This is a genomic window from Paenibacillus sp. Soil766 (assembly GCF_001428105.1).
In the GTDB taxonomy this organism is placed as follows: domain Bacteria; phylum Bacillota; class Bacilli; order Paenibacillales; family NBRC-103111; genus Paenibacillus_E.
The window spans coordinates 16,707-42,249 of the sequence record NZ_LMSJ01000019.1; the positions used below are offsets into that span (position 1 = coordinate 16,707).

Genomic DNA, 25,543 nt, shown 5'->3' on the forward strand with positions numbered 1-25,543 from the left:
CAGGGCGCTATTGCTCCAAATCCCGCCCGCAGCGGTCGGTGTGCAGCACAATAAGGCCCCTTTTGGGCCTTATTGGTGCCTCCACCGCAGGGCTCATGGCAATAGCGCCCCAAAAGGGCGCTATTGCTCCAAATCCCGCCCGCATCGGTCGGTGCGCATTATGGTGATCTGTAAACGATGCTTAATGAGTTCTTGCAAGCCGTCGTCTTTGACGTTTTGCTTTTCTAGCATGCAGAAGCTCATATACCGTTGGAACCATAATCAGCGTAAAGATCGTTGCTGAAGTCAAACCACCGATAACGACGACCGCTAGACCTCGAGAAACGATGTTGCCTTCTTCGGCTTTGGCAAGAACAAGCGGCACCATGGCACAAATGGTCGCTACTGCGGTCATCAAGATGGGACGCATCCGAGTAGCCGCGGCTTCCAGCAAGGACTCACGGATGGTCATGTGCTCTTCGTTTTGCTTCACACGGTCAATCAAGACGATGGCGTTCGTGACGACGATACCGATCAACATCAAGAATCCGAAGATCGATGTAACGTCGAACGATGTTTTCGTGATCATCATCCCGACAATCGCACCAATGGCCGCGAAAGGAAGGGATACCATGCTCGCAATCGGTGCGCGGAATGATTTAAATGTGATGACCATGATCAGTAATACGATACCGATGGAGATACCCATGGTCATGAATAAGTCGGCAAAATCACTGGATTGCTCCGCCGATGCTCCGCCAACCATTAAAGCAACGCCTGCTGGCAGCTTCAAATCCTTCGTATTTTTCGTGATCTCTGTGTTGATTTTGGATAGCTTAGTTGAGTCTACGAGTGCCGTCGCACGCAAAAATTGTTGACTATTCTTATGAAGGATCGTGTTGGACTCATTTGTTTTTTCGATTTTCGCAACAGAGGTCAAAGTTGCTGGACCCGCTGCTGTCATAATTTGAATATTCGATAGGTCTGAAACCGTCGATGGATTAATCAAAGCATCTAGCACAACGGGAATTTCTTTGTTCTCCAGCTTCATGGAACCAATCGGTGTTGGGTTCATCAGGGAACGGATCGTACCTGCAATTTCCTCAGGTTTTGCGAGTGCAGGATCAACGGTAATCGAGTACCCAGGTTTCGTTACATTTTGATTACTCGTCACTTTCTCGACGCCTTCAATACCTTTAATTGCCGCGATGACATCCCCTGCAGCTTGATCTAAGCTCTTGGCTGAATCTCCCGTTAAATCAACAGTAATCGCTGAACCGCTGCTGCCATCGAAGCCACCGCCGCCTGCTTGCAAATCAGCGTCCGGATATTTAGATTTTTGAGAGAGAACCTCATCGATAAAATGCTGTGTATCCACATCTTTTTTCATGAATACTTGGAAGGTTGCAATCGTTGGAGACGCTACGCTGCCCCATTTGGCATTATCTTCGGTATTCCCTTGTTGCAGTATTAGATGATCAAGCTCACTTTGTTCGAGCATGAATTTTTCTAACTCAATCGCTTTGTCGCGGACAGTTGTAATCGGAGTTTCAGGTGCATAGGAAAGTGTGACCCCTAACTGACTTGCCGTCGATCCGCCAACCGCACCTTTTGGCATAACAAAGTATAGGGCAATCGAGCCTCCAAATAGGATAAGGGAAACGAGAATGGAGATGAATTTATGATTCAAGCTCCAGGATAAGATGTTTCTTAGACCCTGCGACTCTTTATGCTCCTTTAATTTCGTTTTGCGCAGTAACCAAGCACTCATCAGAGGCACGACGGTTAATGCAACCAGCAAGGAGGAAAGCAGGGAATACGTAACGGTTAAGGCAAAAGGAAGCAGGAACGCTTGTAATGAGCCTTTTAGAAGCCCAAGCGGCAGAAACACGGCAACAGTTGTTAAGGTTGAAGCGGTAATTGCTCTGGCAACTTCACGCGTTGCATCAATGATTAATTCCTTGGAGAACGCCGCCTTCTGGGTTCTTCGGAAAATATTTTCGATAACAACGATACTGTCATCAACGAGTCGACCTACGGCCACCGCGACCCCGCCGAGCGTCAATATATTCAGTGTCACACCGGATTGAGATAGCAGGAATAATGTTAGTCCAAGTGAAAGTGGGATGGAAACAATCGTAATGAACGTAGAACGAACATTTCTAAGGAAGATCAGAATCACGATTGTTGCAAATAATGCGCCAAGCAACACTTCTCTCATCATACTGTTCACGGAAGTAACGACAGATTCAGCCGTGGAATAAATCACTTCTGCTGTCGCACCTGGGTATTTGGTCGCGATTTCTTCCGAGATTTTATCTACTTCCTTAGAGATATCAACTGCATTGGAGCTAGCATCCTTGGTTACCACCAAAGTAAGGGAATCCTTGCCGTTAATACGAGTCAATGTATCTTTGTTTGCAGCTACTTCTACAGTCGCAACGTCTTTTATTTTAACGCCTGGTCCTACGGTTAAATTATTCAGTGTATTGAGATCGTCCAGGTTCCCAACGACCTTAATGGCGCTCGTTTTGCCATCGATAGGTCTTTCTCCAACATTGACTGTTACATTCTGTCCTTGGAGGACACCCATTAGTACTTGGGCAGGCAAGTTGGCAGTGGACAGCTTATCCTTGTCTGGGTGAATAATCACTTGAGATACGGATGTGCCACCTAGAACTACGCTAGCAAGACCTCTAATTTTCTGAAACTCAGGTAAAATTTTCTCTTGTGCTAGCTCGACATTTTGTTTGGTGATGCCATCTTTGAAGTTAAGGGATACCCAGGAGAGTGGAATCATCGAGGTTTTTAATCGAATAACGAATGGCTTCGACATACCCGCAGGGAGAACGATTGAGGAGAGAGCTTCTTGTACGCTTGCTTGGGCATCCTTCATTTTAATATCCGAATCAAATGTCATATCAATTTTCATGAAGCTGTCGGATGAGGTGGAGAATACTTCTTTCTTACCCGGCACACTGGAGACGGCCTTCTCTATAGGTGTAGTTGCACTATCAAGCATGGATTTGGCATCGTAGCCTTGACCTACGACTGTAATGCTAATTTGTGGGAAATCTGCACTTGGAAGAAATTCCATCGGCAATTTAAAATAACTACCGATCCCTGTGCCTAAAATTAATATCACCAAAAAAATGACGGCTGCTTTGTTGCTAAAAGCCCATTTCGTAAACCATGTCACACGACTCGCTCCCTTTCAATATCTATCTCTTTATATCTCTAGTCTCAAGTGTAGCAATAACAATCTTAACGCGAATATGGCTGGGGGCAGGTTTCAACTCGGTCTAGAGTCGGAAAAATCCCTTAGGTGTAGAATTCCATCTTCTGATTGATATATGTAAAATAAGGTGTTGTTAGCGTGTATTTTCATGATTTGGATAAAAGATAACTGTGAAGGAAATGCTACCCTTATCGTCCATCGTGTGACGAAGATACTGAAGACGACAGGAAGTGAACGTTACATATGTTACAAGGCAAAAAGAGGTTGATCTGGATAGCCCTCATCTGTGTGGTCTTGTTCAGTGCTTCCACAACGACTGTATTTGCATATGGCAAAGGAGCAAAAGGCCCTGATGTGTATGCGGTACAAGGGATGTTGAAGTCTCTGGGATACTACTCCGGACCGATTACTGGCTATTATGGCAATCAAACACAAGCTGGGGTTAAAGCATTTCAAAGTAGATATGGTTTGGCAGTGACGGGAAATGTAGATGATCAAACCTTACAATCCATACTTTGGGCATACGGGAATCTGAAGATTCCAAAGAAGATAACGCCAACGCCAGTGCCAACACCGGCGCCGAAGCCGGATACTCCGAGTCCTACACCTGCACCGCAGGTTCCATCTACGTCAGGATTAACGGTGGAAGAGCAGCAGATGCTGGATCTTGTGAATAAAGAGCGTTTAGCTATCGGTCTTCCTGCGTATACGGCGGATCTAGAGCTTACCAAAATAGCTCGTATCAAAAGCCAAGATATGGTAGATAACAAATATTTCTCCCATGATTCACCAACGTATGGTTCACCATTCGATATGATGGAGAAATTCGGAATTACGTATAATGCAGCAGGGGAGAACATTGCTTGTAACCAAAGCGTTCAAGCAGCGCATGAAGCACTAATGAACTCTCCAGGACATAAAGCCAACATTCTGAGTAAGGATTACACGCATATTGGCATCGGCATTGTGAATGGCGGGCCGTGCGGTAAAATGTTTACCCAACAGTTTATTGGTAAATAGAAAGCGATAAGGGGCTAAGCGGTGTTTGCGCTTAGCCCCTTTGTTTTGCAAATTAAAAAAGATTGATCATTCGCATTTTCACAGTTGAATTCACGAGTGGTCTTTAAAAAAATACAAAAAGAGGGTCCAGCCACATATCTGGCTTAAGGAACCCTCTTTCACTTGCTTTTATGCTTATGTCGTTGGTACAGGCTTAATTGCTTCGGTCCATTCTGTGTACTTCTGAAGAGCAACACCTTGCTCAATCGCATGGCGGGCCATATAAATGCCTTCTTCAATAGAGCCAGCCCTCTGGGCGATCCACAATCGAACAGCACTGTTGAGCAGAACCATATTTAAGTAGGGGAGTGGAGCGTCGCCGCGAAGCACGGACAGCGTGGTCTCTGCTTGTAGTTCAGCTGTCCATTCCACTTCCGGGACTTCAACCATAAGCTCATAAATTTCAGGGTCAACGATGAATAGCTCACTAGCTCCATCTTGAATGAGATAAGTTCTAGTCCGTTTTTCTACGCTCAGGTCTTCGGAACCCTCCATACCCTGCACCACAATACCGCGAGAAACCCCTAATTCAATGAGTAGATTCGTGATTTTCTCAAAAACAGTACCATGAAACACACCAACTGCCATATAAGGAGCTTCTGTAAAACGCAGCAGCTTCTCGGCGGTATTGAACACGGTTCTCAAACCGAGTTCTTTGCGGATTTCGCGCAGCTCACCAAGTGGTGCGCACCAGCTTTCGGTCGGTGTGAACAAGAAGCCTGTTCGCGCTGCAGCAGAAACCAATGCTTCGCGGGATGCTTCAAGTGCGTTTACACCCATTGCCGCAAGCACATCGGACAAGGTAATGCCCCATTTTGGAGGCATGCTTGGGCTGCCATGCAAGGTTGTCGGCAATCCGCAGGCTGCGAGTACGAATGCGGTCGGTAATGTTGCAATAAACGAGCGTGTGCGACCATCATAGGGACCGGCACAATCAATACTTCCAGTCATCGGATAAGTGTTAATACGTTGTCGTAAAGCATGAATAAAGGCTTTGATTTCATCAGGTGATTCCATTTTAATTCGCTCAGCTACAAGAAAAGCACCGATCTGTGCTTGCGTGGCTGCACCAGTTAGAATGAGTTCGGCTGCTTGAGCAGCTTCTTCATAGGAAAGGTCTCTAGCTCCGCGTTTACCGCGGCCTACTTCTTTTAATAAGGATATCATCGTTTGCGGCCCCCTTTGTTCTGATCCTGTAGTATCTGATATACCTTGACGATGGAGGTTGCGACGTCGACCATACGCTTACGTTCATTCATAGCTTGTTTACGGAGGAAATCATAAGCTTCAGCTTCCGAGATCCCTTTGATCTCACATAAAATTCGCTTGGCTTGATCAACCCATTTGCGTTCTTCGAGCTTCGACAGCAGTTGTTCGCGCTCCTGCTGCCACTCGGTTCGTTGAAAATAATGATTCATGCCTAGGATCAACGCACAATGAATTTCCTGTTGGCTCATCGTGGGGCCGATCAAGCCATCTATTCCCGCATCCATCTTACATTCATTAGAAGGGAAAGTTTGTGTATCACACCACCAGAACACGGGAAGACTCCGCTGAGCAAGCAAGCGTATGCGCCAATCTGTGACGTGTTCGGGACCTACTGATAATAATACAGCATCGACCTTAGGGATGATAAAGGAAATTTCTTTCATATTAGATGAAGAATAAATACGAAATCCCAAATTTTTCATAATTTCATCAGGAGACAATTCTTTTCCTTGAGTGACTTCCGTTCGCACAGCATGTAAGGGCTCAGAGGAGGTAGCTGAGCGAGTTGTCAAGAACTCGTCGACCAGAATGAATGATTGTAACATGGGAATACCTCCATCTTGAATAACTTCAACTCATGACAAGTACATGTTAGGTTTAGGATTTATTTGGTATTATTATAATGAAATACTATAGCATATGCACCTGAAATTTGTCGATATGCTACTCAAATTCTCTTTAATAATATTTTTGTGTTAAGTTTATTGACATGGAATTATGCGCATCGTATAATCAAGTTAAGAAATCGGCACAATGTTGTGCCACCTAACGAAGGCAACGGCGCCTATCCCCTTACCAATACGTAACTGGATAGGCTTTTTATGTTCATTGTAATGAAAAAACTACATCTATCATGCTGTTCACGAGGAAGTGGCGGCAGTGGCAATGAGGCCGATAAACATCCCGTGACTGATGGGGTATGTTTGTCGGCCTTTTCTGTCAATGTGCAATCACAAAAACGGGTAGGACAAAAAGAAGGCGAAAAGCCTCACAAAAGGAGAGGGATTGCATGGTAGATCGGAAAAGCTTTATGCAAGTCGGGCACAAAGGTTCATTGTTCAGTTCATTCTTGTATTTTGACATGAGCTTCATGGTTTGGGTGCTCCTTGGACCGCTAGCTGTCATCCTTGCCAATGATTTTGGGTTGGATGCCGCACAGAAAGCGAATTTGGTTGCTTTACCAACTTTAGGGGGGGCGGTCCTACGACTAGTACTTGGCGTACTAACAGATAAGATTGGTCCTAAACTAACAGGACAGATTGGACTTTCTCTTACCTTAATTCCATTATTCTGGGGATGGCAGTTCGCTAACACGATGGGAGATATGTACTTCGTAGCTCTGATGCTTGGTATCGCAGGTGCAAGCTTTGCTGCAGCACTACCGCTCGCTAGTAGCTGGTATCCGCCGCAGTATCAAGGATTAGCAATGGGGATTGCAGGGGCTGGAAATAGCGGAACGATCTTCGCTACCTTGTTTGCAAATCGTTTAGCCCAACATTATGGAGACTGGCACGTTGTTTTCGGTATTGCCATGATCCCAATTGCGATAACGCTGGTCATATTTAGTATTTTGGCAAAGGATAGCCCCAATAAACCAGCGCCAAAAACAATTGCAGAGTACGGTAAAGTCTTAAAGCAAAAGGATTCGTGGTTGTTCTGTATTTTCTATAGTGTTACTTTCGGTGGTTTTGTAGGAATGGCATCTTATCTTACGATTTTCTTTAATACACAATATGGACTTTCACCTGTACGTGCTGCAGACTTTACAACGCTTTGTGTCATCGGTGGCAGCTTCTTCCGTCCCGTTGGTGGATGGCTCGCAGATAAGCTTGGTGGCATTCGCATGTTAATGGTTCTTTACGGAGTTGTTGGTTTAATGATGGCAGGGATCTCGATGCTTCCCGCACTTTCACTGACAACAGTCATGCTCTTCGTTGCTATGATGGCATTCGGTATGGGCAATGGTTCGGTATTCCAACTTGTACCACAGCGCTTCAAATCGGAAATTGGTGTTATGACAGGGATTGTTGGAGCGGCAGGAGGATTAGGTGGTTACTTCTTGCCTAAAATTCTTGGAAACCTGAAATTATCCACGGGCTCTTTCACACCAGGCTTCCTGATTCTCAGTGGAATTGCAATCAGCTGTATCGTCATTATTGCGGTTGTTCAAGGGCAATGGAAACGTACATGGATTGGCGAAGGCGGCAAGGTAAAGGTAGCGCCAGCTGGCATCGATACGGTTCAGGCTTAATGTAGGCAGGGGACGCCGCTGATGCTAAGTGGTCAGCGGCACATCGGTAAAGTTTTTGCTCATGCAGCCTACTCATCAGGCTGTATGGGCAAAGACGTTACGACTAGCGTCTTTGCAGTTCTATCCAACAATCGAACTGCTCAAGCTCCATATCCCAAATTTGTCATTTGGGAGCCCTGCTCCTAAATGACCCTTTTTCACAACTACTCAAATTCAACTGAATGCCATAGTAAATGGATGGAAGGATGATCACAATGACAGTCAAAAAAGAGAAGCTAGTCCTGGTCGGAAACGGAATGGCGGGTGTTAATGCCGTTGAACATTTACTAAAACTGACACCAGATAAGTATGAGGTTACGATATTCGGTAGTGAACCGCATCCCAACTATAATCGAATCTTGTTGTCCTATGTGCTCTCCGGTGACTCTAAAGTTGAGGATATCGTTATCCACCCTTATGAATGGTACACGACTAATAATATTACCTTATACACGAATCAAACCATCACAGGCATAGACACAACGACCCAAACTGTAACGAGCGATAAAGGTCTGACGGTTTCCTACGATAAGTTAATTTTGGCAACAGGCTCTAATCCATTCATGATTCCTATGCCTGGTGCTGACAAAGAAGGCGTCATGGCCTACAGAACGATCCGCGATTGTGAAATCATGATTGAATCAGCTAAGAAGTACAAGAAAGCGATCGTCATCGGCGGTGGTTTGCTAGGCTTAGAAGCAGCGCGTGGCTTCCTCAATCTCGGTATGAAAGTCGATGTCGTTCATATCGTCGATACGATTATGGAACGTCAACTTGATCGGACAGCATCCAAGATGCTGCAAGCTGCCCTTGAAGAGCAAGGTATCAACTTCCTATTAGAGAAGCAATCGGCAGAAATTGTGGGTGACAAACGGGTAACCGGCCTTAAATTTAAGGATGGCACGATAGCTGAAGCGGATCTGATCGTCATGGCGGTCGGTATTCGTCCTAATGTTGCCCTTGCCAAAGAAGCTGGGGTCGAGTGTAACCCGGGCATTATCGTGAATGATTATTTGGAAACTAACGTACCGAACGTGTACGCCGTTGGTGAATGTGCGATGCACAGAGGCATCGCTTATGGGCTAGTAGCACCGCTCTATGAGCAAGGTGCTGTACTGGCGAAGCATTTGGCTGGCGTGGAAACAGGCCCGTATGAAGGCTCTGTTTTATACACGAAGCTCAAAGTATCCGGTGTTGATGTATTCTCAGGCGGTCAATTCGTTGATGCTGAAGGAACTAAAGCGATTCGAATTCACGATGAATTCACGGGTGTCTATAAGAAAGTCGTCATTAAAGATAATAAAATTATCGGTGCCGTGCTCTTCGGTGATACAGCTGACGGTACACGACTTATGCAAATGATTCGGGAAGAAACAGATATTAGTGGTATGGGCAAAACAGCGATCTTGACGGATGCTTCTGGCGCTGGCGGCGGAGCGGGATCCGGGGTTGCAGAGATGAAGGATGACGCGATTATCTGTGGTTGTAACGGCGTAACGAAAGGGACGATTTGTTCAGCCATTAAGGATCAAGGCCTAACGACTGTAGATGAAGTGAAGAACTGTACTACGGCATCACGTTCCTGTGGAGGCTGTAAGCCATTAGTCAGCGATTTGTTGGCGTTCACTCTAGGTGCTTCCTATGATAAAAACGCAGCCAAAGAAACGATCTGTGGCTGTACAACGCACACGCGAGATGAAGTCGTGACGGCTATTCGGGAAAAAGGACTATCCCATGTGCGCGAAGTGATGAACGTTCTTGAATGGAAAAATGAAGAGGGATGCTCCAAGTGCCGTCCAGCATTGAATTATTATTTGGGCATGATTAGCCCTGAAACGTATAAAGATGACAGCACGTCCCGATTCGTGAATGAGCGTATGCATGCCAACATTCAGAAGGACGGTACGTACTCCGTTGTTCCACGGATCTATGGCGGTGTTACGAATCCGACGGAGCTTAAGCGCATTGCAGAGGTTGCTGAACAATTCAACGTACCAACGGTGAAATTTACTGGAGGACAACGACTCGACTTGCTAGGTGTGAAAAAAGAAGATTTGACCGCCATGTGGGAAGCATTGGATATGCCATCAGGGTATGCCTACGGGAAAGCCTTACGGACGGTAAAAACATGTGTCGGCGAAACCTTCTGCCGTTTCGGTACGGGGGATGCGATGGGTGTTGGTATCGAGTTGGAGAAGCGTTTTGAACGCTTGAATACACCAGCTAAAGTGAAGCTTGCTGTATCGGGTTGCCCGCGAAATTGTGCTGAATCAGGAATTAAAGATCTCGGTGTCGTGTCCGTTGATGGCGGCTGGGAGTTATATGCGGGTGGTAACGGTGGCGTAAAAGTTCGAGTTGGTGATTTGATGAGTACGGTTAAGACCGAAGAAGAGATCATCGAATATACCGAAGCTTATCTCCAATATTACCGCGAAACAGGGAAATACGGTGAGCGTACGAGTGAGTGGGTGCACCGTCTAGGCATAGATCATATCCGTGAGGTTGTTGAGAATGAGGCGGAGCGTAAGCAATTGTGTGAGCGCATGGATTTGGCTTTATCCGTGACACAAGATCCATGGAGACAAGCGATTGACAGCAAGAAAATCCAACGCGATCTATATGAAGTTGTTGAACTGAAGTAGAAATAGAGAGATAAACAGGGAGGAGCAGAGAAAATGATAACACAAAATGAGCAAATGATTTGGGTGCAAGCCGTTTCTTATGAGGATTTAGCCTTTAATACAGGGAGGACGATTCGATATCAAGGGGAAGAGGTTGCCCTATTCAAATTGAAAAGCGGTAAGCTTCAAGCGATTCAGAATCGTTGTCCGCATAAAGAAGGTGTTCTTGCCGAAGGCATCGTCTGTGATGACCACGTGTTCTGCCCTATGCATGATCGGAAGATCCATTTGCCTTCGGGCCTCGTGCAAGCTCCAGATACAGGCTGTGTGAAAACGTACTTAACCAAAGTGGATGATGCTGGGGAAGTATATATCGGATTTCCAATCAATAATGAAATGGCTAGTTAGCCCTTATATAACCCTATTATACCTATAAAGAGAGCTCGATCTGCGGGGGTGGGAGCGTTGAAATCAGCATTGGTCACATTAACGGATGAACAGCCCTCCTCCCATTGTTGTTTTTGCAGTATGCAGTGTGGATTGGAGATATTACCAAGTGAAAAGGCAGAAGGTTTAACGATCAAACCGAGCGCGAATTTCCCTGTTGCGACAGGCCGTTTATGTCAAAAAGGCTTGAACGCATTGGAGCATGTGGTTCATTCCGAGCGTATTCTGGAGCCGCTTCATAGGAAGGTTGCAAGAGTAGGACAATGGCAGTCCGTGTCTTGGGCTCATGCGTATTCAGATATTGCCGAGAGGATTAAAGCGTTGCAAGCTGAACATGGGCATGATGCTATCGGTGTCTATGGCGGCGGATCGTTGACGAATGAAGTAAGTTACTTACTTGGTAAGTTTACGCGTGTGGCGCTTAGATCCAAATATATCGATTATAATGGTCGGTATTGTATGTCATCGGCTGCGGCGGCGAGTAATAAAGCATTCGGTATCGATCGTGGGATGACGATGCCCCTATCGGAAATTCCTAATGCGAAATATATCATTCTAGCGGGCACAAATATTGCGGAGTGCCAGCCTACGATGATGCCTTATCTGTTAGAAGCGAAGAAAAAAGGCGCCGTGATTGTGACCATCGATCCGCGCAATACCATGACCTCCAAGACAGCAGATATTCATGTGAGGCTTCAACCAGGCTTCGACTCTGTATTTATTAATGGGCTTCTTCATGTGATGATTGCAGAAAACCTCGTTGATCAGAAGTTCATCCAATCGCGTACGTCTGGCTTCGAACAAGTGAAAGAGGCAGTCAAATCATTTACACCAGCTCGTGTTGAGTATCTAACAGGTATCCTTGAAGCGGTGGTTCGTACAATCGCTCGCGGTTTCGCGAAGGCGGAGACGGGCATCGTGCTAACAGCAAGAGGATTGGAACAGCAAGTGAATGGGGTTGAGAACACACTCAATTACATTAACCTGGCACTGCTAACGGGTAAAATAGGGCGTTCAGGCTGCGGTTATGGCGCTGTGACTGGTCAAGCGAATGGCCAAGGCGGTCGCGAACATGGGCAAAAAGCCGACCAGCTCCCAGGCTACCGTTTAATTGAAGATCCTGCTGCGCGTGAGCATGTAGCCAACGTATGGGGCATCGATCCAAGCGAGCTGCCAGGCAAAGGCGTTTCTGCGTATGAGCTGCTGCAGAAAATCGATGAAGGTGAAATTAAAGCATTAATTGTGCTAGGCTCCAATCCTTTGGTGTCTAGCCCCAATAACAAGATGGTAGAGCGTGCCTTACAAAAGCTAGAATTACTTGTGGTCGTAGATATGTTCGAGACCGAAACAGCGCGCTATGCTCATTATTTGTTGCCAGGCTCATCCTTTGCTGAAGCGGAAGGGACCATGACCAACCTGGAGGGCCGTGTGTTCCATCGGAGGAAAGCCATGGAGCTTCCGGGGAATTGCAAGCTCGATTATCACATTATCAGCGAACTGGCTGATGCGCTAGGACGAGGCGCCTATTTTCAATATGCGGGTATTGAAGACGTGTTTCGTGAACTTGCCGCTGCTACTGCAGGTGGCAAAGCAGATTATAGCGGCATCACCTATGAGCGCTTGCAAAAAGAGAAAGGGATCTTCTGGCCTTGTGGGTCAGCTGACCATCCGGGAACACCGCAATTATTCCAAGATCGTTTTCATCATGCGGATGGAAAAGCCATCTTATTCGGTATCCAGCCTAAAATGCCTGCAGAGCCCATTGACAGCGATTTTCCGTTCGTGCTCACAACGGGCCGTCTGGCCAACCATTATTTAAGCGGTGCGCAGACGCGCCGAACCGAAGCTCTCAATAAGAAGGCACCTGTTCCAGTTGCCGAAATTCATCCGTCTTTGGCCAAGCGAATTGGCCTAAGCGTGGAACAAAAAATCCGGATCACAAGCCGGCGCGGTTCCCTTGTTTTCCAAGTCAAGGTCACCGAGGGGATTCAACCTCGCACCGTCTTCGTCCCTTTCCATTGGGGCGACGAGCATTCGATCAACGTGTTGACGAACGACGCCTTGGATCCAACGAGTCGGATGCCAGAGTTTAAAATTTGTGCCGTGAAGGTTGAACGAGAGGAATAGATAGATGAAGCACCCCAGTTGGGATTCGACTGGGGTGTTTGTTGTGTTAACACCGAAGCCTGTAACCCCGACCCCCCGACCCCCCGACCCCCGTAACCCCCCACCACAAGCTTCTTCTGCTACTTTAACTGGATTTTATACAGCTGTTTCGCGGGGAAATCAACGAAAATTCCAATTATATGGAAAATATGTAGTTAATTTATCCCATTAGACGTAAAAAAGTTAAATTTAGCAAATATAACTACATAAAATCCATCTAAATCCAATTTTAGCGCGTTTTGAGTGAATTTAGATGTACAAAATCATACAAAATCCAGTTAATTCGTGTGATGGACTGAAGATAGATAGTTACTTGGCAAGTTGACTGCTACTCGGTCTAGGGAGGGTATGTCAAATAATTGACTCTCGATAAAAACATAAAAGCCCCCATTTCCCTCTAATAGAGGGTGGGTGGCTTGCATGGATCCCTTTGCTGACGGAATCAGATCTTTAATTCCCCAAGCTTAATCAGTTCTACAACCGCTTGTGAACGACCCTTTACGTTCAGCTTTTGCATGACGTTCGATATATGATTCCTCACAGTCTTTTCACTTATGAAAAGCTGCTGTGCGATATCCTTTGTCGTTTTGTCCTGCACTAAGAGTTCGAATACTTCGCGTTCGCGGTTCGTAAGTAAAAATTTGTTTTTGTGGTCGCTGCCCATGGATGTGTGTCACCCCTCCTTGCTCGGGTATTGGGAATTACAAGGTTAAGGGATACAGTCAAAATTAGTTTATGAAGGGCTGCTGTCAATGGTGCGGTATATGTGAAAAATAGGCGGAATGTATTTTTGAGTTTCAGCGCGAGGCGTGGTAAGCTAAATTGAGGTGTATTTGAAACCGAGAGGAGCTGCTCCGGATGTTCAGGCGTGATTATTTGATGCGACAGATTGAACAATTGACGGTGGTGCTGCATCGGATTCTTTTTAACAAGGAACATATCCCGATTGAAGATGCGCAGAGACAGTTAGATGAAGCCAGTCGTCATTTATTGGGTTTGAATATTCGTTCCCTCCAGTCATTATCCAGTAAGGATATTCTGGATTTGCTATCCTACCAAGGGAGCATTGATACGGCGAAAGCGTTGGTCATTAGCGATATGTTCGTGGGGCAAGGTGACCTGTTGAATCAGCATGAAGAGGATGGAGAGGCCTATTGGGCATATCTGAAGTCCTTGGATTTACTTCTGCATTTGTCTTTGTCGGAAGAAGTTGAGCCCGATGAAGAGGTTAATGACGAAATTGCTTTGCGGATGGTTACGAGTTTGAACCATCTGAAAGGCTGGGGGATCCCAGAAGGGGCGCAGAGGTTGCTTTTTTTACATTATGAGAAACAAAGCAATTATGCGAAGGTTGAAGATGTTTTGTTTCATTATATGGAGGATCACCCGGAAAAGGTGGAGCTGCCGAAGCAAGGTCTTGTTTTTTACGAAAAGCTGCTTGAGGTTGAGGACGAGCAATTGAAGGCTGGGAATTTTAGTAAGGAAGAAGCGCTAGAGGGTTTGCGGATCATGAAACAGCGGCTGCTCTTATAACATTTTATTTGTAGAATTTCAATCATAATGCTAAAGGTGTTGAAAAGATGGCGTGGTACCAAGATAGTTTCGGAAATGATTATTTACTTGTTTATAAACATAGAGACATGCAGGGTGCTTACCATGAAGTGAAAAAAATGGTGAACTGGTTGGAGCTTAAGCAAGGTGCACGTCTGTTGGATCTCTGTTGCGGGATGGGGCGGCATTCGATGGCGCTTGCGGAGTTTGGTTATACCGTAACTGGCGTCGATTTATCGAAAGTATTGCTTCAGGAAGCCGTCAAGCTGGGTGGAGAAGAGCAAGTGACATGGATTCACGGAGATATGCGGGAAGTGCCGCTGAGCGAGCCATTTGACGCAGTTGTGAATTTGTTTACGTCTTTTGGTTATTTTGATGAGGATAAGCAGAATGAGAAAGTGCTTCATGAGATGCATCGACTGTTAAAAAAAGAAGGTCGATTCATTATCGATTTTCTGAATCCAATCTATGTGAAGGCGAACTTGGTCGCGCAGTCGGAGCGAAAGGAAGAGGAGTTCACCATTCGTGAGTCGAGAGCGATCGAAGACGGTTGTGTGCGCAAACGGATCGTGATTTCGCAGGCGGGCGAACCTGACCGGCATTATTTGGAGCAGGTGAAGTTGTACGAGCGTCCGGTGTTTGAGGCGATGTTAGCCAAAGTCGGATTACATATTGATCATGTCTATGGAGACTACGAGGGTCAGGCTTATTCGCCAGAAGTTTCGAGTCGGATGATTTTTGTTGGACATAAGGAAGGATGACTACGGGGATATGAACGTCGTGACCGTACATACAGATGAAATTATACAAGTGAAGGTGCCGTTGCCATTCCCTTTACGTTGGGTGAATGCCTACCTGATTCGCGGCAGCCGCGGGTACACCGTCATTGATCCGGGTTTGCATACCCCGGAAGCCGAAGCGCTATGGCTGCAGGTGCTGCAGGAGCAAGGGATTGGGTTCGAGCACGTGGAACAAATCGTGCTCACCCATCACCATCCCGACCACTATGGGATGGCCGGTTGGTTCCAGGAGCGCACGGGCGCACCGGTACTCCTATCGGAGATCGGATACGCGCAGGTGCAGCTCCTGTGGGGCCCGGAGCAGCCGATGTCTCCGCTGCTCCTAGAGCTTTTCGCCCGGCATGGCTTCCCCGAAGCCGGGCTGGAGGAGATGACGAAGCACATGGTGAGCTTCGTCGATCTGGTCTCCCCGCAGCCGCAGGTTACCCTGCTGCGTGAAGGGCCTGTGCGCCTCGGCGACCGCGTCTATGAAGCCATCGAGACCCCCGGCCATGCCGCGGGGCATCTCGTCTTCTACGACGCTGAGGCGCAGGTGATGTTTTGCGGCGACCACGTCCTGCCGCAAATATCGCCGAACGTTTCCTTCCTCCCGCAGGTGGAAGAAAACCCGCTCGGCGCGTACTTGAGCAGCCTGCAGGAGATAGGCAGGCTGCCGGTTGTGATGGCTTACCCGGGGCACCGGGAGCCATGGCAGGGCTTCAGCGCGCGCGCAGAGGAGCTCGTGCGCCATCACCATGAGCGGCTCGCGCTCATGGAAGGGCAGCTAAGCGCGCCGCAGAGCGCTTATGAGGTGTGCCGGGCGACGTTCGGCGACCGGCTGAGCGTGCACCAGCTGCGATTCGCGCTGTCGGAGACGATCGCGCACTTGATCCTGCTGGAGGCCGAAGGCCGCATCCAGCAGGTGGATTCGCAAGCAGATCGCGTGTATTACGTCGCGATATCTACGTAACGAAAAAAGCGCTAACCGTGGCATCGGGGTTAGCGCTTTTTTATGTTCAAACGATTTGGTCCCTAGACAGCCACTTTTATCCGTAAGGGGGAACGTAGATGCCAAACTACATATTTCTTCTAAATAACGCCTCTACGTTCCCCATAACTAGTCACTTACCCCAATTATCGCCTAAATAGCGCCCCTACGTTCCCTTACGCACTTTCAACCAGTTAATTGGTTTCATGGTGCAGACTATCGCTTCAATGCCTACTTCAACGCTTACTTCAACGGCTTACTATACGTAGGCGTATGGTTATGCGCTAACCGCCCACAAGCGGCCGCCACAATCCCACAGACCATATCGTCAATAAATGTATTGCATTTCCCATCAGCGTGATCACTGTCGAGCTCCTCGATAATACCGATTTTTGCTTTATCGAGATAGCCGAAATTTGTGAGCGCTATGGTCCCATACATGAGAGGGACGGCTGTTGCGATGCTTTCATCTACGCCGAAAAGTCCTTCGTCCATCCCTACAATATGATTGTATTGAGGATTGAATTCTTTGGCTTCGACAGCTGTATCGATTTTGATTGCGAGCTGGAGCGCATGAAAGGTTTGTTGTTTGCGAAGGACTGCCAGAATATGCTCTTCACAGAGACTGCGTGGCATATCTGGATTGTAAGGACGTTGCAACTGATCGAGAATCTCAACCATATCATCCAGAAGCACGCCTCGTGCCTCAAGCATTTGCAGATTGCGTTTGGAGTAATCCATCTTCACGCTATCTGAAATAATGACACTTGCGGTTGATGCAACAATCGCACAAATCCCCTTGGAGATGAAGGATTTAGGTCTTTTTGTAGGGAAAAAGAAGCGGAATTTACAGTCGATGAATCCGAATAGTGAGATCGCACCGCTCCCGTATAATCCGCAAATGGACATCGCAATTGTGCGATGAACGTTATAGGCAGGGTCTTTCATGCTAGCTAGCAGCTCAGCATCATGCTTCACCTTTTTTTGAAGCTCCATCAATGTAGACATGACGTTGAATGTTTCCGTCTTACTTAAAACCCCGAGCAGGGTGGTTGTGATCAAGTCTGTAGGGATTTTCTTGATGCCTTTTATTTCAACAAGCAATCTAGCAACCGCTTCCTCAATGACAGCTTGTGGATAATGACTGAAAACCTCTTCTCGAAATTCATTGAAAATAAGAGTTTTTTCCTTCAAAAATGTTCTCATAACAAAACCTCCTTAATCCAATAGCAGAAAGTAGTTGTTGCAATTAATAAACTGGTATTCAGTATAGCATATGAGTTCGAATTGACGAAGAATGGTGATAATTCCCTTCGTTATTGTGTTTTTTTTGTGATTCATAAAAAGGTGGACAAAAAGTAGTTATAAATCGGACAAAGCCTCGTATACATAGTAATACGAAAAAGCATCGTACAGGCCATGCGAATAGCAAAAATCGAAGGAGGAAATAAGCAAATGAAACATCAACATTGGATTCGTTCAGCCGCTTTAGCGGGGGTGATTGTTCTACTGACCACGGGATGTTCGATTTTGGGCAGTGGAAAGAAGAGTGACATCGATGCGCCTCCTGGGGCGGGTACAGAGGTAGATGTGAAGACGACTTCAGCTGCAGTTACCGTCGATATGTCTGGAGAAATTACGTCACAAATGACGGTTTATGTGAAAGATGCCAAAGGGTTCGTTACACCATTAAGTTTAGCGTTGCCGAAGACAGTCTCTGTGGCTAAGACGACATTAGAGTACATGGTTGACGGTGGACCCGAGACGAGTCAGCTGCCTTCAGGATTTCAAGCGCTTCTGCCGAAGGGGACTAAAGTGATTAGTTTGAATGTAAAAGGGGACAAAAGTGCTACGGTTGATTTCTCCAAAGAGTTCCTTAACTACGATGTGAAGGATGAGCGCAAGCTCCTTGAGGCGATCACGTGGAACTTAACGAATTTCCCTACGATTGATAAAGTTCAGCTGCGCGTGGATGGCAAGGATTTGAAAGAAATGCCTAAAGGGAAAACGCCACTCGATGCACCATTAGCGCGCACCATGGGTATTAATCTGGAGAAATCTGAGGATACCGAATTTGGTCAAGCTACACCGGTTACGCTCTATTTCCTCAATCAAAATGATCAAAATTACAAATATTATGTTCCTGTGACTCGCCTGATCAAGAGGACAGATGATGTTGCGAAGGCTGTTGTCGAGCAATTAATCAAAGGTCCAGATCAGAAGAAGGGGCTTGCGGCTGTCCTTAATGCAACAACAGAGCTCAAGAGCATTAAGCCAGGCGAGGGTCTAATCACTGTGGACTTCTCCAACAAGCTGCTAGGTACTGATCAGAAAGCTTCAGCGGATGCGTTGCAATCTGTCATCTTGTCACTAACGGAGAACACCACATTTAAACAAGTGCAAATCAAGGTGGATGGCGCTGTGAAAATTACTTCTACAGATAATCAAAACTACAGTAAGCCTGTCTTGCGACCAACGCATATTAATCCTGCAACTAAGCTATAATTGTATTAATAACCATCGATCCACCAGGTGATACCAACGTTCATTAACGGGGGCGTCCCTGGTGGTTTTGCGGTTTTTTCCATATTCCCTAGTGTTAGGATGCTTTTCCTTGATGAGTTTGTTACAATGAGGCGTAAGGATTAGAGCTTTAGATGTAGCTACAGGAGGAGAAAGACATATATGAGAATTGGTGGAAGAACGGATCAAGAACTGCGACCTATGCAAATAACCCCTCATTATATAAAACATGCAGAAGGCTCAGTCCTCATTGAGGTCGGGGATACGAAAGTCATTTGTACCGCAACGGTAGAAGATCGTGTTCCTCCTTTTATGAAAGGGCAGGGGAAAGGCTGGGTTACAGCGGAATATTCGATGCTGCCGCGGGCAACTCAAGTTCGGAATCAGCGTGAAGCGGCAAAAGGTAAGCTCGGTGGACGCACGATGGAAATTCAACGTCTAATCGGTCGTGCATTACGTTCGGTTGTCAGCTTGGAAGCGCTAGGTGAAAGATCCATTACGCTGGACTGCGATGTGATTCAAGCAGATGGCGGTACGCGTACAGCGTCGATAACGGGTGCTTTCGTAGCGATGGCTTTTGCAATCAACAAGCTTGCAAATGATAAAAATTTAGCCAAGTTCCCCATCAATGACTTCCTAGCTGCTGTCAGTGTAGGCGTAATTGGGGATGTCCCGAAGCTGGATCTGAATTACGAAGAGGATTCCAAAGCAAAAGTCGATATGAACGTTGTTATGACGGGACAAGGTCAATTCGTCGAAGTTCAAGGAACGGGCGAGGATGCTCCTTTTTCTCGTAAAGAACTTGATGAGTTGCTAGCGCTAGCAGAAGCGGGAATTAACACCATGATTGACGTACAATCCGGCGTGCTAGGACCGATCGCAGATCGTATTCGAGGTGCTAGGCATGCGGCTACAAAGTAATTTTGTTGTTATCGCAACGCGTAATGAAGGTAAGGTGAAAGAGTTTGCTAAGCTTTTCGGAGCCAAAGGGTATAAGGTTCGTAGCTTAGCGGATTACTCGGATTTACCAGAAATCGTTGAGAGTGGGAAAACTTTTGCAGAGAACGCGCGAATCAAGGCGCAAATCATCTCTGCGCATCTTCATGTACCTGTACTTGCTGATGATTCTGGTCTATGCGTTACGGCATTAGGTGGTGATCCAGGTGTTTATTCGGCTCGCTACGCAGGAGAAAACGCAACGGATGCTGACAATAATGCCAGACTACTTCAAGCTTTGCGTGACTTGGAGGATCGGCTTGAGCTGAATGCTGAGGAGGGCCACCCTCCATTGCTTAGTGAGGCTTCCTTCGTTTGTGCACTCACGTTGATTGATCCCGTGGCGAATGAAGTGATCGAAGCTGAGGATGTCTGTCAAGGCTTTATTATTCACGAGGAGCGTGGAGAAGGCGGATTTGGTTACGATTCTTTATTCTACATCCCATCACTAGGCCGAACGATGGCTGAGTTGACTGTGGAAGAGAAGAATGAAATGAGTCATCGCGCCAAAGCCTTGCGTATGTTCCTTGATCAGCTTCCTGATCAGACGAACTAGAACACAGAAAGACCTGCAACCACGTGAATGCGTGGACGCAGGTCTTTTCATTTTTACTGTGATCTGATCTATCGGATCGAGATCTTATAGGTTCGCAGCCACATATCCACTTGAGCTAAATATGCGAATAGCTGAGGACCTGTCATTAACTGGCCGAACCAAGGGAGGTCGAAATCATTCGACTCGGAGCTGGCGAGTGCGCGAATTTTTTTGACATCGATAAAAGGCAAGATAGGGGATGAAGGGTCATCCAGAATTTCCAATACCCATTTCCTTACGGCAGTTAAATAATTCGGGTTGTGTGTTTTCGGATAGGGGCTCTTTTTCCGTGTCAGCACATCTTCAGGCAATACGCCGCGCAGTGCTTTGCGCAGAATACCTTTTTCCCTATCGCCAGATGTTTTGATTTCCCACGGAATGTTCCACACGTATTCTACGAGACGATGATCACAAAAGGGGACACGTACCTCGAGGCCGACAGCCATACTCATGCGATCTTTACGATCAAGCAAGGTGGGCATGAATCGCGTGATGTTTAAATAGGACATTTCACGCATGCGATTCTGCTGCTGTGTTTCCCCAGCTAGGCGAGGCACCTCACTTAACGCTTGCTGGTATCGATTGCTGACGTATTCGACAGGCTTAATCCAATCGACGAAGTCTGGGGCGAGCAGGTCGACCCGATTTGCTAGCTTGAGTGACCACGGGAAGGTGTTCGCTTCTAGTGCTTCTGCATTGTGGAACCAAGGGTATCCACCGAATATTTCGTCAGCCGCTTCTCCAGAGATCGCGACCGTAGCTTCCTTTTTGATTTCTCGGCAAAATAAATAGAGAGACCCGTCGACATCGGCCATCCCTGGTGTATCGCGAGCGATCACGGCTGTCTTCAGTGATTCAACAAGCTCCGGTGTATCAAATTCAATGTAATGATGCTCGGTTCCTAAATGATCAGTCATCCTTTTAATCCATGGGGCATCCGAGTTCGGTTGGAATAGGTTCGCTTTGAAATGCTTATCATTATCCTTGTAGTCCACAGAGAAGGTATGAAGCGATCCTTCCCCGCTATCCTTGTAATGCATCGCAGCAAGCGCAGTGAGTGCACTAGAATCCAGTCCGCCTGAGAGGAGTGTGCAGATGGGAACGTCAGAAACGAGTTGGCGTTCTGAAGTGTCCCGAAGCAATTGCTGTACCTGCGCGGCTGTACCGGCGATATCATCAGGATGGGGATGGCTTTCGAGCTTCCAGTATGTTCGTATGGATAAGCCATTCCGATCAAAAATAGCAAATTGACCTGGCTTCAGCTCAGACATGTTGCGATAAATTCCATGTCCTGGCGTGCGAGCCGGTCCTACTGCGAATATTTCTGCAAAGCCTTCAGCGCCAACCTCTGCTTTGAAGTCAGGATGGGCTAGGATTGCTTTTGGTTCAGAACCGAATAATAAAACACTATCCTGATGGGAATAAAATAGAGGCTTAACGCCGAGTCTATCCCGCACTAGGGTTAGGGATTGCTCCTGGTCGTTCCAGGCAGCAAAAGCAAAGATGCCGTTCAGTCGATCAATGCATGCTTTTCCCCACTCTATAAAAGCGACCAGCAGTACTTCGGTATCGCACGTTGTGCGAAATTGATGGCCGCGGAGCTCGAGCTCCTTTTTTAACTCTGGAGCATTATAGAGTTCGCCATTATATACGATGGTATACGTATAGTCGCCTTGTTTACGGACCATGGGCTGAGCGCCATTCTCAGGATCCATAACACTTAGACGTCGATGTCCGAGGGCACAATGCTGTGAAATCCAGGTACCTGTTGCATCAGGTCCGCGCAGTTGGAGCGTTTCCGTCATATTTTCTAGAATGGACGGGTACCCGGTCAAGTCTTTCCGCCAATCTATCCAACCCGTTATTCCGCACATAGACGTTCCTTCCTTTCTTTTGAAGAGCGCATAATGATAAATGGTATGCGAATGCCAAGTATTAAATGTCTGTCCAGAAAGCGGCGGAGTAAGCAGGATACGGATTTTATATGAAGGGTGATTAAATTTCGAATGTTCGTGACATTCTATTAGGGTAATGCCATTCTTTCTTCAGGAGGCGAGTGCTCATGGATAGTCATTTCATTAGCAAGCTGCATGAGAAGCAGAGGAAAGCCGAGAAGAATAAAAGGACACAAGGTGACGGTCAGACGGGCAAGAATTTGCCTCACAAGATGCACTAACGTCGATTGGCATGAGCAAGAGCCTGAAGGGGCCATCCCTACAGGCTCTTTGTTACTCACCAGCAGCTATGCCAGACTGAAGGAAACGATAACCAGCATAGTCCTTACGGAAACCCTCCATACTAAGGTGGCGTTCATTCTATGAATAGAAGGAGTTGCTTTCCATGGGTAAAAAGAAAAGTATGGACCAGAAAACGCAAAGCGCTATCGATCACTCCAAGCAATCATCTCGCATTCAATCGAATCTTGATTCAACGGAGCCGGGTCATCATCAGCCCAATAGGCCGTCCGTGTAAGCTGATAATTTTATTTGTACCATTAGCACCCTTGCTTGCAAATATAGCGGGGTGCTTTTTAATTTAATCATGTTTCATAGGAATATCTATTCAATACGCCTATGACCTAACGAGTGGAATTTTGTCGAAAATGGTATATAATACCTAGGGAAAGAATGTAAAAAAACTGAAAGAGGGATTTGATTTGAAAAAAATACTGTTTTTATTTTTAATCATTTTTTTGGTAGTTCCGATAAACACAAGTTTTGCACTTGATTCACCATCAGTTATTAATAAAATAACTTTACCGGAAAACTACAGAGCCACTGTAGAATTTAAAGTAAGTACTGATGACACAAAGCGAAAAATGTTCCCGACCGTCTTTGTTACCTTAGTTGACTGGCAAACAGGGAGAATACAATATGAAACATTTAATTTCCCTGAGTACTCAGTCGTCATACCAGATAATTATTCCTTCAAAGATAGACCGCTAGATGAACAATGGGCTTCGGATAAAGATGCCATGGATTTCTCCATAGTGAGCGTTCGTGATTTACATAAAACTCAAAGAGGAATAACTGCATACGCTGTATTCCAAGAGGAACATTTTGAATTTCGTCCGGTGAAAACAAGGATATTTACTGCACCCATAATTACAAATCTTTTTGAGTTTAACCTTACCAGTAAAAAGCTTACTCGAATCAATCAAGTAGCTGACGAGGATTTAAAATTAGGTACTGTAATTCCTGAGTCAAATGTATATAACATCTATGGGGCCGAAAGCAATGATTTTTACTCTCTGACCTCAAATGAATACGCATTTTCAATATCGAATAAATTACATATGAATCATCTGATGGCAAATAATGCTCGGGATACTGGCTCTACATTAAACGTTGCATTTGAAGAAAACATTGAAACGGGTGATTTACTTTACAGTTATTGGGATGGGAGTTTAGGTAATAAAAGAACCCATCTTAGATTGAATAAAGACGGATTATCTTATATTAATGAAATAAATAATAACGATGAAAATATTGAAAATTATGGATACAGAAAAATTGGGGAAACCGTGTTTGAAAATAAAATCGTTAAAATAAATAACTATAAATATTTACGCGAAATAACGATGAAAATTGGAAACAATGAAAAAGAATCCATTTGTGAAGGTAATAATTGCAATGGAGTCTTCTCGCCTGACAGAAAGACTTTGTTTATTCAGAAACCGATTCCTAATAGTTCTAATCCATACGCACCTGATAACGAGACTAAAATAATTAACACGGAAAATCACGAAGTTAGAGTTATTAACAACTACGCACGTTACTTGTTCAATTATTTTTACTGGTTCGGTAATCGAATTATTTTAAAAGAACAAGGAAATGGAAATGAGTTACCATTTCTGCATACTCCAACTGGGCTGATAACAATGATGAATGATAGTTTGAATCCATATTCTTTGTCACGAGTTGAGAGCACTTTTTATAATTTTAATCCCGAAAGTCTGCTTACAATGTCCGATCCATTAGAAGTGGTGGTTAATGATAAGCCAGTAAGATATACAGGGCAAGGGACCTTTTTATTGGAAGATTATACTGCGTATGTCCCATTAAGAGATTTTGTAGACAGTATTGGTGGCAAAATTGCAGTGAATGGGAATGATATTGTTGTTGAATATGGTAGTTCAATAATAAAATACGACCTACATGATTCTGAAATAATCCAATATGATGGAAGATCCTATGTGAAGATTTGGGATATTTCTTCAAAACTGGGCTTTTCCGTGGAGTACCAAGAACCAGGTGGTAAAACAAATGCTAGAGTCAAAAGATATGTATTGAAAAACTAACCTACTTCTAATTCGCGTGAGCAAGTTACCAGAGCTTTTCGTTACTATCTTAATATTCAATAAACATATTTTTAAAAAAGCAAAAGGTGGATTTGATATATGAGCGAAATTACATTGAATATTAATTTTTTGAAATTTGGATTTATATTCTCATGCATTTACATAGGTTTTAGAATAATTGGATTAGTATTTAGGATAGAAGTGCGAGAAGGATGGTTAGCATTATTCAAAACTATTTCCTATGGGTTACTGGCTTTATTTATTTATAAATATTGTTTAGCAAAGCAACTTACAGAAGTTCCTATAGTTGATGCATTCACGTTTATTTTATGCTGCCTCGAGTTCTCTGGGAATCTAGTGTTACTTGTGGAATCCATTACAAAACCTTTTATTGTTGCTTCAAAAATGTTTAAAAGTGATGATGTTTAAACTCACCTTCTAATTCCTAATATTTATTGTCATTGGTTGTCCTGTTGCCCTATTCGGGACAACCGTAGTTGCCGATTTATGCAATTTTATAATATATAAAAAAAACAAAAGACCGCGCAATCGCGCGGTCTTTTGTTTTTTTCTTAAACGTCCCAGGAGGGATTCGAACCCCCGACCGCACGCTTAGAAGGCGTGTGCTCTATCCAGCTGAGCTACTGAGACCTATGACACTTCTTACCGCCTGGACGTGATCCGTTTGGCGAAGCAAGAGTTAATATATCACAACGTATAATGCGAGTCAACTTCAATTTAT

At 45.5% G+C, this 25,543-nt stretch carries 21 protein-coding genes and 1 tRNA gene; 15 read left to right on the forward strand and 7 right to left on the reverse strand.

What is annotated here, in order from left to right:
- Positions 1–181 precede the first annotated feature (181 nt).
- The gene (locus ASG89_RS15275) at positions 182–3,178 is read right to left on the reverse strand and encodes an efflux RND transporter permease subunit (RefSeq protein WP_057311577.1); all 2,997 of its coding nucleotides are present in this window, start codon (positions 3,176–3,178) and stop codon (positions 182–184) included.
- Between the two features lie 282 nt (positions 3,179–3,460).
- Here ASG89_RS15275 and ASG89_RS15280 point away from each other — a divergent pair, with 282 nt between their 5' ends.
- The gene (locus tag ASG89_RS15280; RefSeq protein ID WP_057311578.1) at positions 3,461–4,237 is read left to right on the forward strand and encodes a peptidoglycan-binding protein; all 777 of its coding nucleotides are present in this window, start codon (positions 3,461–3,463) and stop codon (positions 4,235–4,237) included.
- Positions 4,238–4,411: 174 nt separating this feature from the next.
- Here the strand turns inward: ASG89_RS15280 and ASG89_RS15285 are convergent, their stop codons facing one another.
- Positions 4,412–5,443 carry an anthranilate phosphoribosyltransferase gene (locus ASG89_RS15285; RefSeq protein WP_057311579.1) on the reverse strand — a complete coding sequence of 344 codons (1,032 nt, stop codon included), beginning with the start codon at positions 5,441–5,443 and terminating at the stop codon, positions 4,412–4,414.
- On the reverse strand, positions 5,440–6,090 hold the full coding sequence (locus ASG89_RS15290; protein WP_063867915.1) for an ANTAR domain-containing response regulator: 651 nt from the start codon (positions 6,088–6,090) through the stop codon (positions 5,440–5,442). The genes ASG89_RS15285 and ASG89_RS15290 overlap by 4 nt, the downstream gene beginning before the upstream one ends.
- A gap of 464 nt (positions 6,091–6,554) precedes the next feature.
- Here ASG89_RS15290 and ASG89_RS15295 point away from each other — a divergent pair, with 464 nt between their 5' ends.
- The 5 genes from ASG89_RS15295 (at position 6,555) to ASG89_RS15310 (ending at position 13,030) form a co-directional block, all read left to right on the forward strand.
- Complete coding sequence (locus tag ASG89_RS15295; protein ID WP_057311580.1) at positions 6,555–7,796, forward strand: nitrate/nitrite transporter; 1,242 nt, start codon at positions 6,555–6,557, stop codon at positions 7,794–7,796.
- A gap of 21 nt (positions 7,797–7,817) precedes the next feature.
- Entirely contained in the window at positions 7,818–7,982 is a 165-nt protein-coding gene (locus ASG89_RS36420) for a hypothetical protein (protein WP_157276672.1), read from the forward strand.
- Between the two features lie 68 nt (positions 7,983–8,050).
- A complete protein-coding gene (nirB, locus tag ASG89_RS15300) occupies positions 8,051–10,477 on the forward strand; it encodes a nitrite reductase large subunit NirB (RefSeq protein WP_057311581.1) in 2,427 nt (808 codons plus the stop codon).
- Between the two features lie 33 nt (positions 10,478–10,510).
- On the forward strand, positions 10,511–10,864 hold the full coding sequence (nirD, locus tag ASG89_RS15305; protein WP_057311582.1) for a nitrite reductase small subunit NirD: 354 nt from the start codon (positions 10,511–10,513) through the stop codon (positions 10,862–10,864).
- A gap of 48 nt (positions 10,865–10,912) precedes the next feature.
- A complete protein-coding gene (locus tag ASG89_RS15310) occupies positions 10,913–13,030 on the forward strand; it encodes a molybdopterin oxidoreductase family protein (RefSeq protein ID WP_414813270.1) in 2,118 nt (705 codons plus the stop codon).
- 481 nt (positions 13,031–13,511) lie between these two features.
- On the opposite strand, the gene ASG89_RS15315 is transcribed toward ASG89_RS15310, so the two are convergent.
- On the reverse strand, positions 13,512–13,733 hold the full coding sequence (locus ASG89_RS15315) for a helix-turn-helix domain-containing protein (RefSeq protein WP_028556998.1): 222 nt from the start codon (positions 13,731–13,733) through the stop codon (positions 13,512–13,514).
- A gap of 194 nt (positions 13,734–13,927) precedes the next feature.
- On the opposite strand from ASG89_RS15315, the gene ASG89_RS15320 reads away from it, so the two are divergent.
- From ASG89_RS15320 to ASG89_RS15330, 3 genes are read left to right on the forward strand one after another with little or no spacing between them, the layout of a single operon-like run.
- Positions 13,928–14,602: a DUF6483 family protein gene (locus ASG89_RS15320; protein ID WP_057311583.1), complete on the forward strand. Its 675-nt coding sequence runs from the start codon at positions 13,928–13,930 to the stop codon at positions 14,600–14,602.
- 47 nt (positions 14,603–14,649) lie between these two features.
- The gene (locus ASG89_RS15325) at positions 14,650–15,381 is read left to right on the forward strand and encodes a class I SAM-dependent methyltransferase (protein ID WP_057311584.1); all 732 of its coding nucleotides are present in this window, start codon (positions 14,650–14,652) and stop codon (positions 15,379–15,381) included.
- A 10-nt stretch (positions 15,382–15,391) separates the two neighbouring features.
- A complete protein-coding gene (locus ASG89_RS15330; protein ID WP_082593270.1) occupies positions 15,392–16,369 on the forward strand; it encodes an MBL fold metallo-hydrolase in 978 nt (325 codons plus the stop codon).
- A gap of 261 nt (positions 16,370–16,630) precedes the next feature.
- Here ASG89_RS15330 and ASG89_RS35635 read toward each other — a convergent pair whose 3' ends face one another.
- A complete protein-coding gene (locus ASG89_RS35635; RefSeq protein WP_056610274.1) occupies positions 16,631–17,593 on the reverse strand; it encodes a phosphatidylglycerophosphatase A in 963 nt (320 codons plus the stop codon).
- A gap of 249 nt (positions 17,594–17,842) precedes the next feature.
- On the opposite strand from ASG89_RS35635, the gene ASG89_RS15340 reads away from it, so the two are divergent.
- From ASG89_RS15340 to rdgB, 3 genes are all read left to right on the forward strand, one after another.
- Complete coding sequence (locus ASG89_RS15340) at positions 17,843–18,892, forward strand: GerMN domain-containing protein (protein ID WP_057311586.1); 1,050 nt, start codon at positions 17,843–17,845, stop codon at positions 18,890–18,892.
- Between the two features lie 180 nt (positions 18,893–19,072).
- Positions 19,073–19,831 carry a ribonuclease PH gene (rph, locus tag ASG89_RS15345; protein WP_057311587.1) on the forward strand — a complete coding sequence of 253 codons (759 nt, stop codon included), beginning with the start codon at positions 19,073–19,075 and terminating at the stop codon, positions 19,829–19,831.
- Positions 19,815–20,462, forward strand: coding sequence for an RdgB/HAM1 family non-canonical purine NTP pyrophosphatase (rdgB, locus tag ASG89_RS15350; protein WP_057311588.1), 648 nt, complete (start codon positions 19,815–19,817; stop codon positions 20,460–20,462). Before rph ends, rdgB begins: the two co-directional genes overlap by 17 nt.
- A 68-nt stretch (positions 20,463–20,530) precedes the next feature.
- Here rdgB and asnB read toward each other — a convergent pair whose 3' ends face one another.
- Positions 20,531–22,375: an asparagine synthase (glutamine-hydrolyzing) gene (asnB, locus tag ASG89_RS15355; protein ID WP_057311589.1), complete on the reverse strand. Its 1,845-nt coding sequence runs from the start codon at positions 22,373–22,375 to the stop codon at positions 20,531–20,533.
- A gap of 188 nt (positions 22,376–22,563) precedes the next feature.
- Here asnB and ASG89_RS35640 point away from each other — a divergent pair, with 188 nt between their 5' ends.
- From ASG89_RS35640 to ASG89_RS15365, 3 genes are all read left to right on the forward strand, one after another.
- Entirely contained in the window at positions 22,564–22,677 is a 114-nt protein-coding gene (locus ASG89_RS35640; protein WP_082593271.1) for a DUF4023 family protein, read from the forward strand.
- Positions 22,678–23,157: 480 nt separating this feature from the next.
- Positions 23,158–24,801, forward strand: a complete 1,644-nt coding sequence (locus tag ASG89_RS15360; RefSeq protein WP_057311590.1) for a hypothetical protein — start codon at positions 23,158–23,160, stop codon at positions 24,799–24,801.
- A 99-nt stretch (positions 24,802–24,900) separates the two neighbouring features.
- Positions 24,901–25,230, forward strand: a complete 330-nt coding sequence (locus ASG89_RS15365; RefSeq protein WP_057311591.1) for a hypothetical protein — start codon at positions 24,901–24,903, stop codon at positions 25,228–25,230.
- A 148-nt stretch (positions 25,231–25,378) separates the two neighbouring features.
- Here ASG89_RS15365 and ASG89_RS15370 read toward each other — a convergent pair.
- Positions 25,379–25,452, reverse strand: a tRNA-Arg gene (locus ASG89_RS15370).
- Positions 25,453–25,543: the final 91 nt, after the last annotated feature.

What these genes read in the sequence shown, in the direction of transcription:
- nirD (WP_057311582.1), top strand. Translation starts at nt 10,511, where the DNA reads ATGATAACACAAAATGAGCAAATGATTTGGGTGCAAGCCGTTTCTTAT.
- ASG89_RS15320 (WP_057311583.1), top strand. Translation starts at nt 13,928, where the DNA reads ATGTTCAGGCGTGATTATTTGATGCGACAGATTGAACAATTGACGGTG.
- ASG89_RS15365 (WP_057311591.1), top strand. Translation starts at nt 24,901, where the DNA reads ATGAGCGAAATTACATTGAATATTAATTTTTTGAAATTTGGATTTATA.
- ASG89_RS15280 (WP_057311578.1), top strand. Translation starts at nt 3,461, where the DNA reads ATGTTACAAGGCAAAAAGAGGTTGATCTGGATAGCCCTCATCTGTGTG.
- ASG89_RS15315 (WP_028556998.1), bottom strand. Translation starts at nt 13,733, where the DNA reads ATGGGCAGCGACCACAAAAACAAATTTTTACTTACGAACCGCGAACGC.
- ASG89_RS15290 (WP_063867915.1), bottom strand. Translation starts at nt 6,090, where the DNA reads ATGTTACAATCATTCATTCTGGTCGACGAGTTCTTGACAACTCGCTCA.
- ASG89_RS15285 (WP_057311579.1), bottom strand. Translation starts at nt 5,443, where the DNA reads ATGATATCCTTATTAAAAGAAGTAGGCCGCGGTAAACGCGGAGCTAGA.
- rph (WP_057311587.1), top strand. Translation starts at nt 19,073, where the DNA reads ATGAGAATTGGTGGAAGAACGGATCAAGAACTGCGACCTATGCAAATA.
- ASG89_RS15340 (WP_057311586.1), top strand. Translation starts at nt 17,843, where the DNA reads ATGAAACATCAACATTGGATTCGTTCAGCCGCTTTAGCGGGGGTGATT.
- ASG89_RS35635 (WP_056610274.1), bottom strand. Translation starts at nt 17,593, where the DNA reads ATGAGAACATTTTTGAAGGAAAAAACTCTTATTTTCAATGAATTTCGA.
- asnB (WP_057311589.1), bottom strand. Translation starts at nt 22,375, where the DNA reads ATGTGCGGAATAACGGGTTGGATAGATTGGCGGAAAGACTTGACCGGG.
- nirB (WP_057311581.1), top strand. Translation starts at nt 8,051, where the DNA reads ATGACAGTCAAAAAAGAGAAGCTAGTCCTGGTCGGAAACGGAATGGCG.
- ASG89_RS15325 (WP_057311584.1), top strand. Translation starts at nt 14,650, where the DNA reads ATGGCGTGGTACCAAGATAGTTTCGGAAATGATTATTTACTTGTTTAT.
- ASG89_RS36420 (WP_157276672.1), top strand. Translation starts at nt 7,818, where the DNA reads ATGCTAAGTGGTCAGCGGCACATCGGTAAAGTTTTTGCTCATGCAGCC.
- ASG89_RS15295 (WP_057311580.1), top strand. Translation starts at nt 6,555, where the DNA reads ATGGTAGATCGGAAAAGCTTTATGCAAGTCGGGCACAAAGGTTCATTG.
- ASG89_RS15330 (WP_082593270.1), top strand. Translation starts at nt 15,392, where the DNA reads ATGAACGTCGTGACCGTACATACAGATGAAATTATACAAGTGAAGGTG.
- ASG89_RS35640 (WP_082593271.1), top strand. Translation starts at nt 22,564, where the DNA reads ATGGATAGTCATTTCATTAGCAAGCTGCATGAGAAGCAGAGGAAAGCC.
- rdgB (WP_057311588.1), top strand. Translation starts at nt 19,815, where the DNA reads ATGCGGCTACAAAGTAATTTTGTTGTTATCGCAACGCGTAATGAAGGT.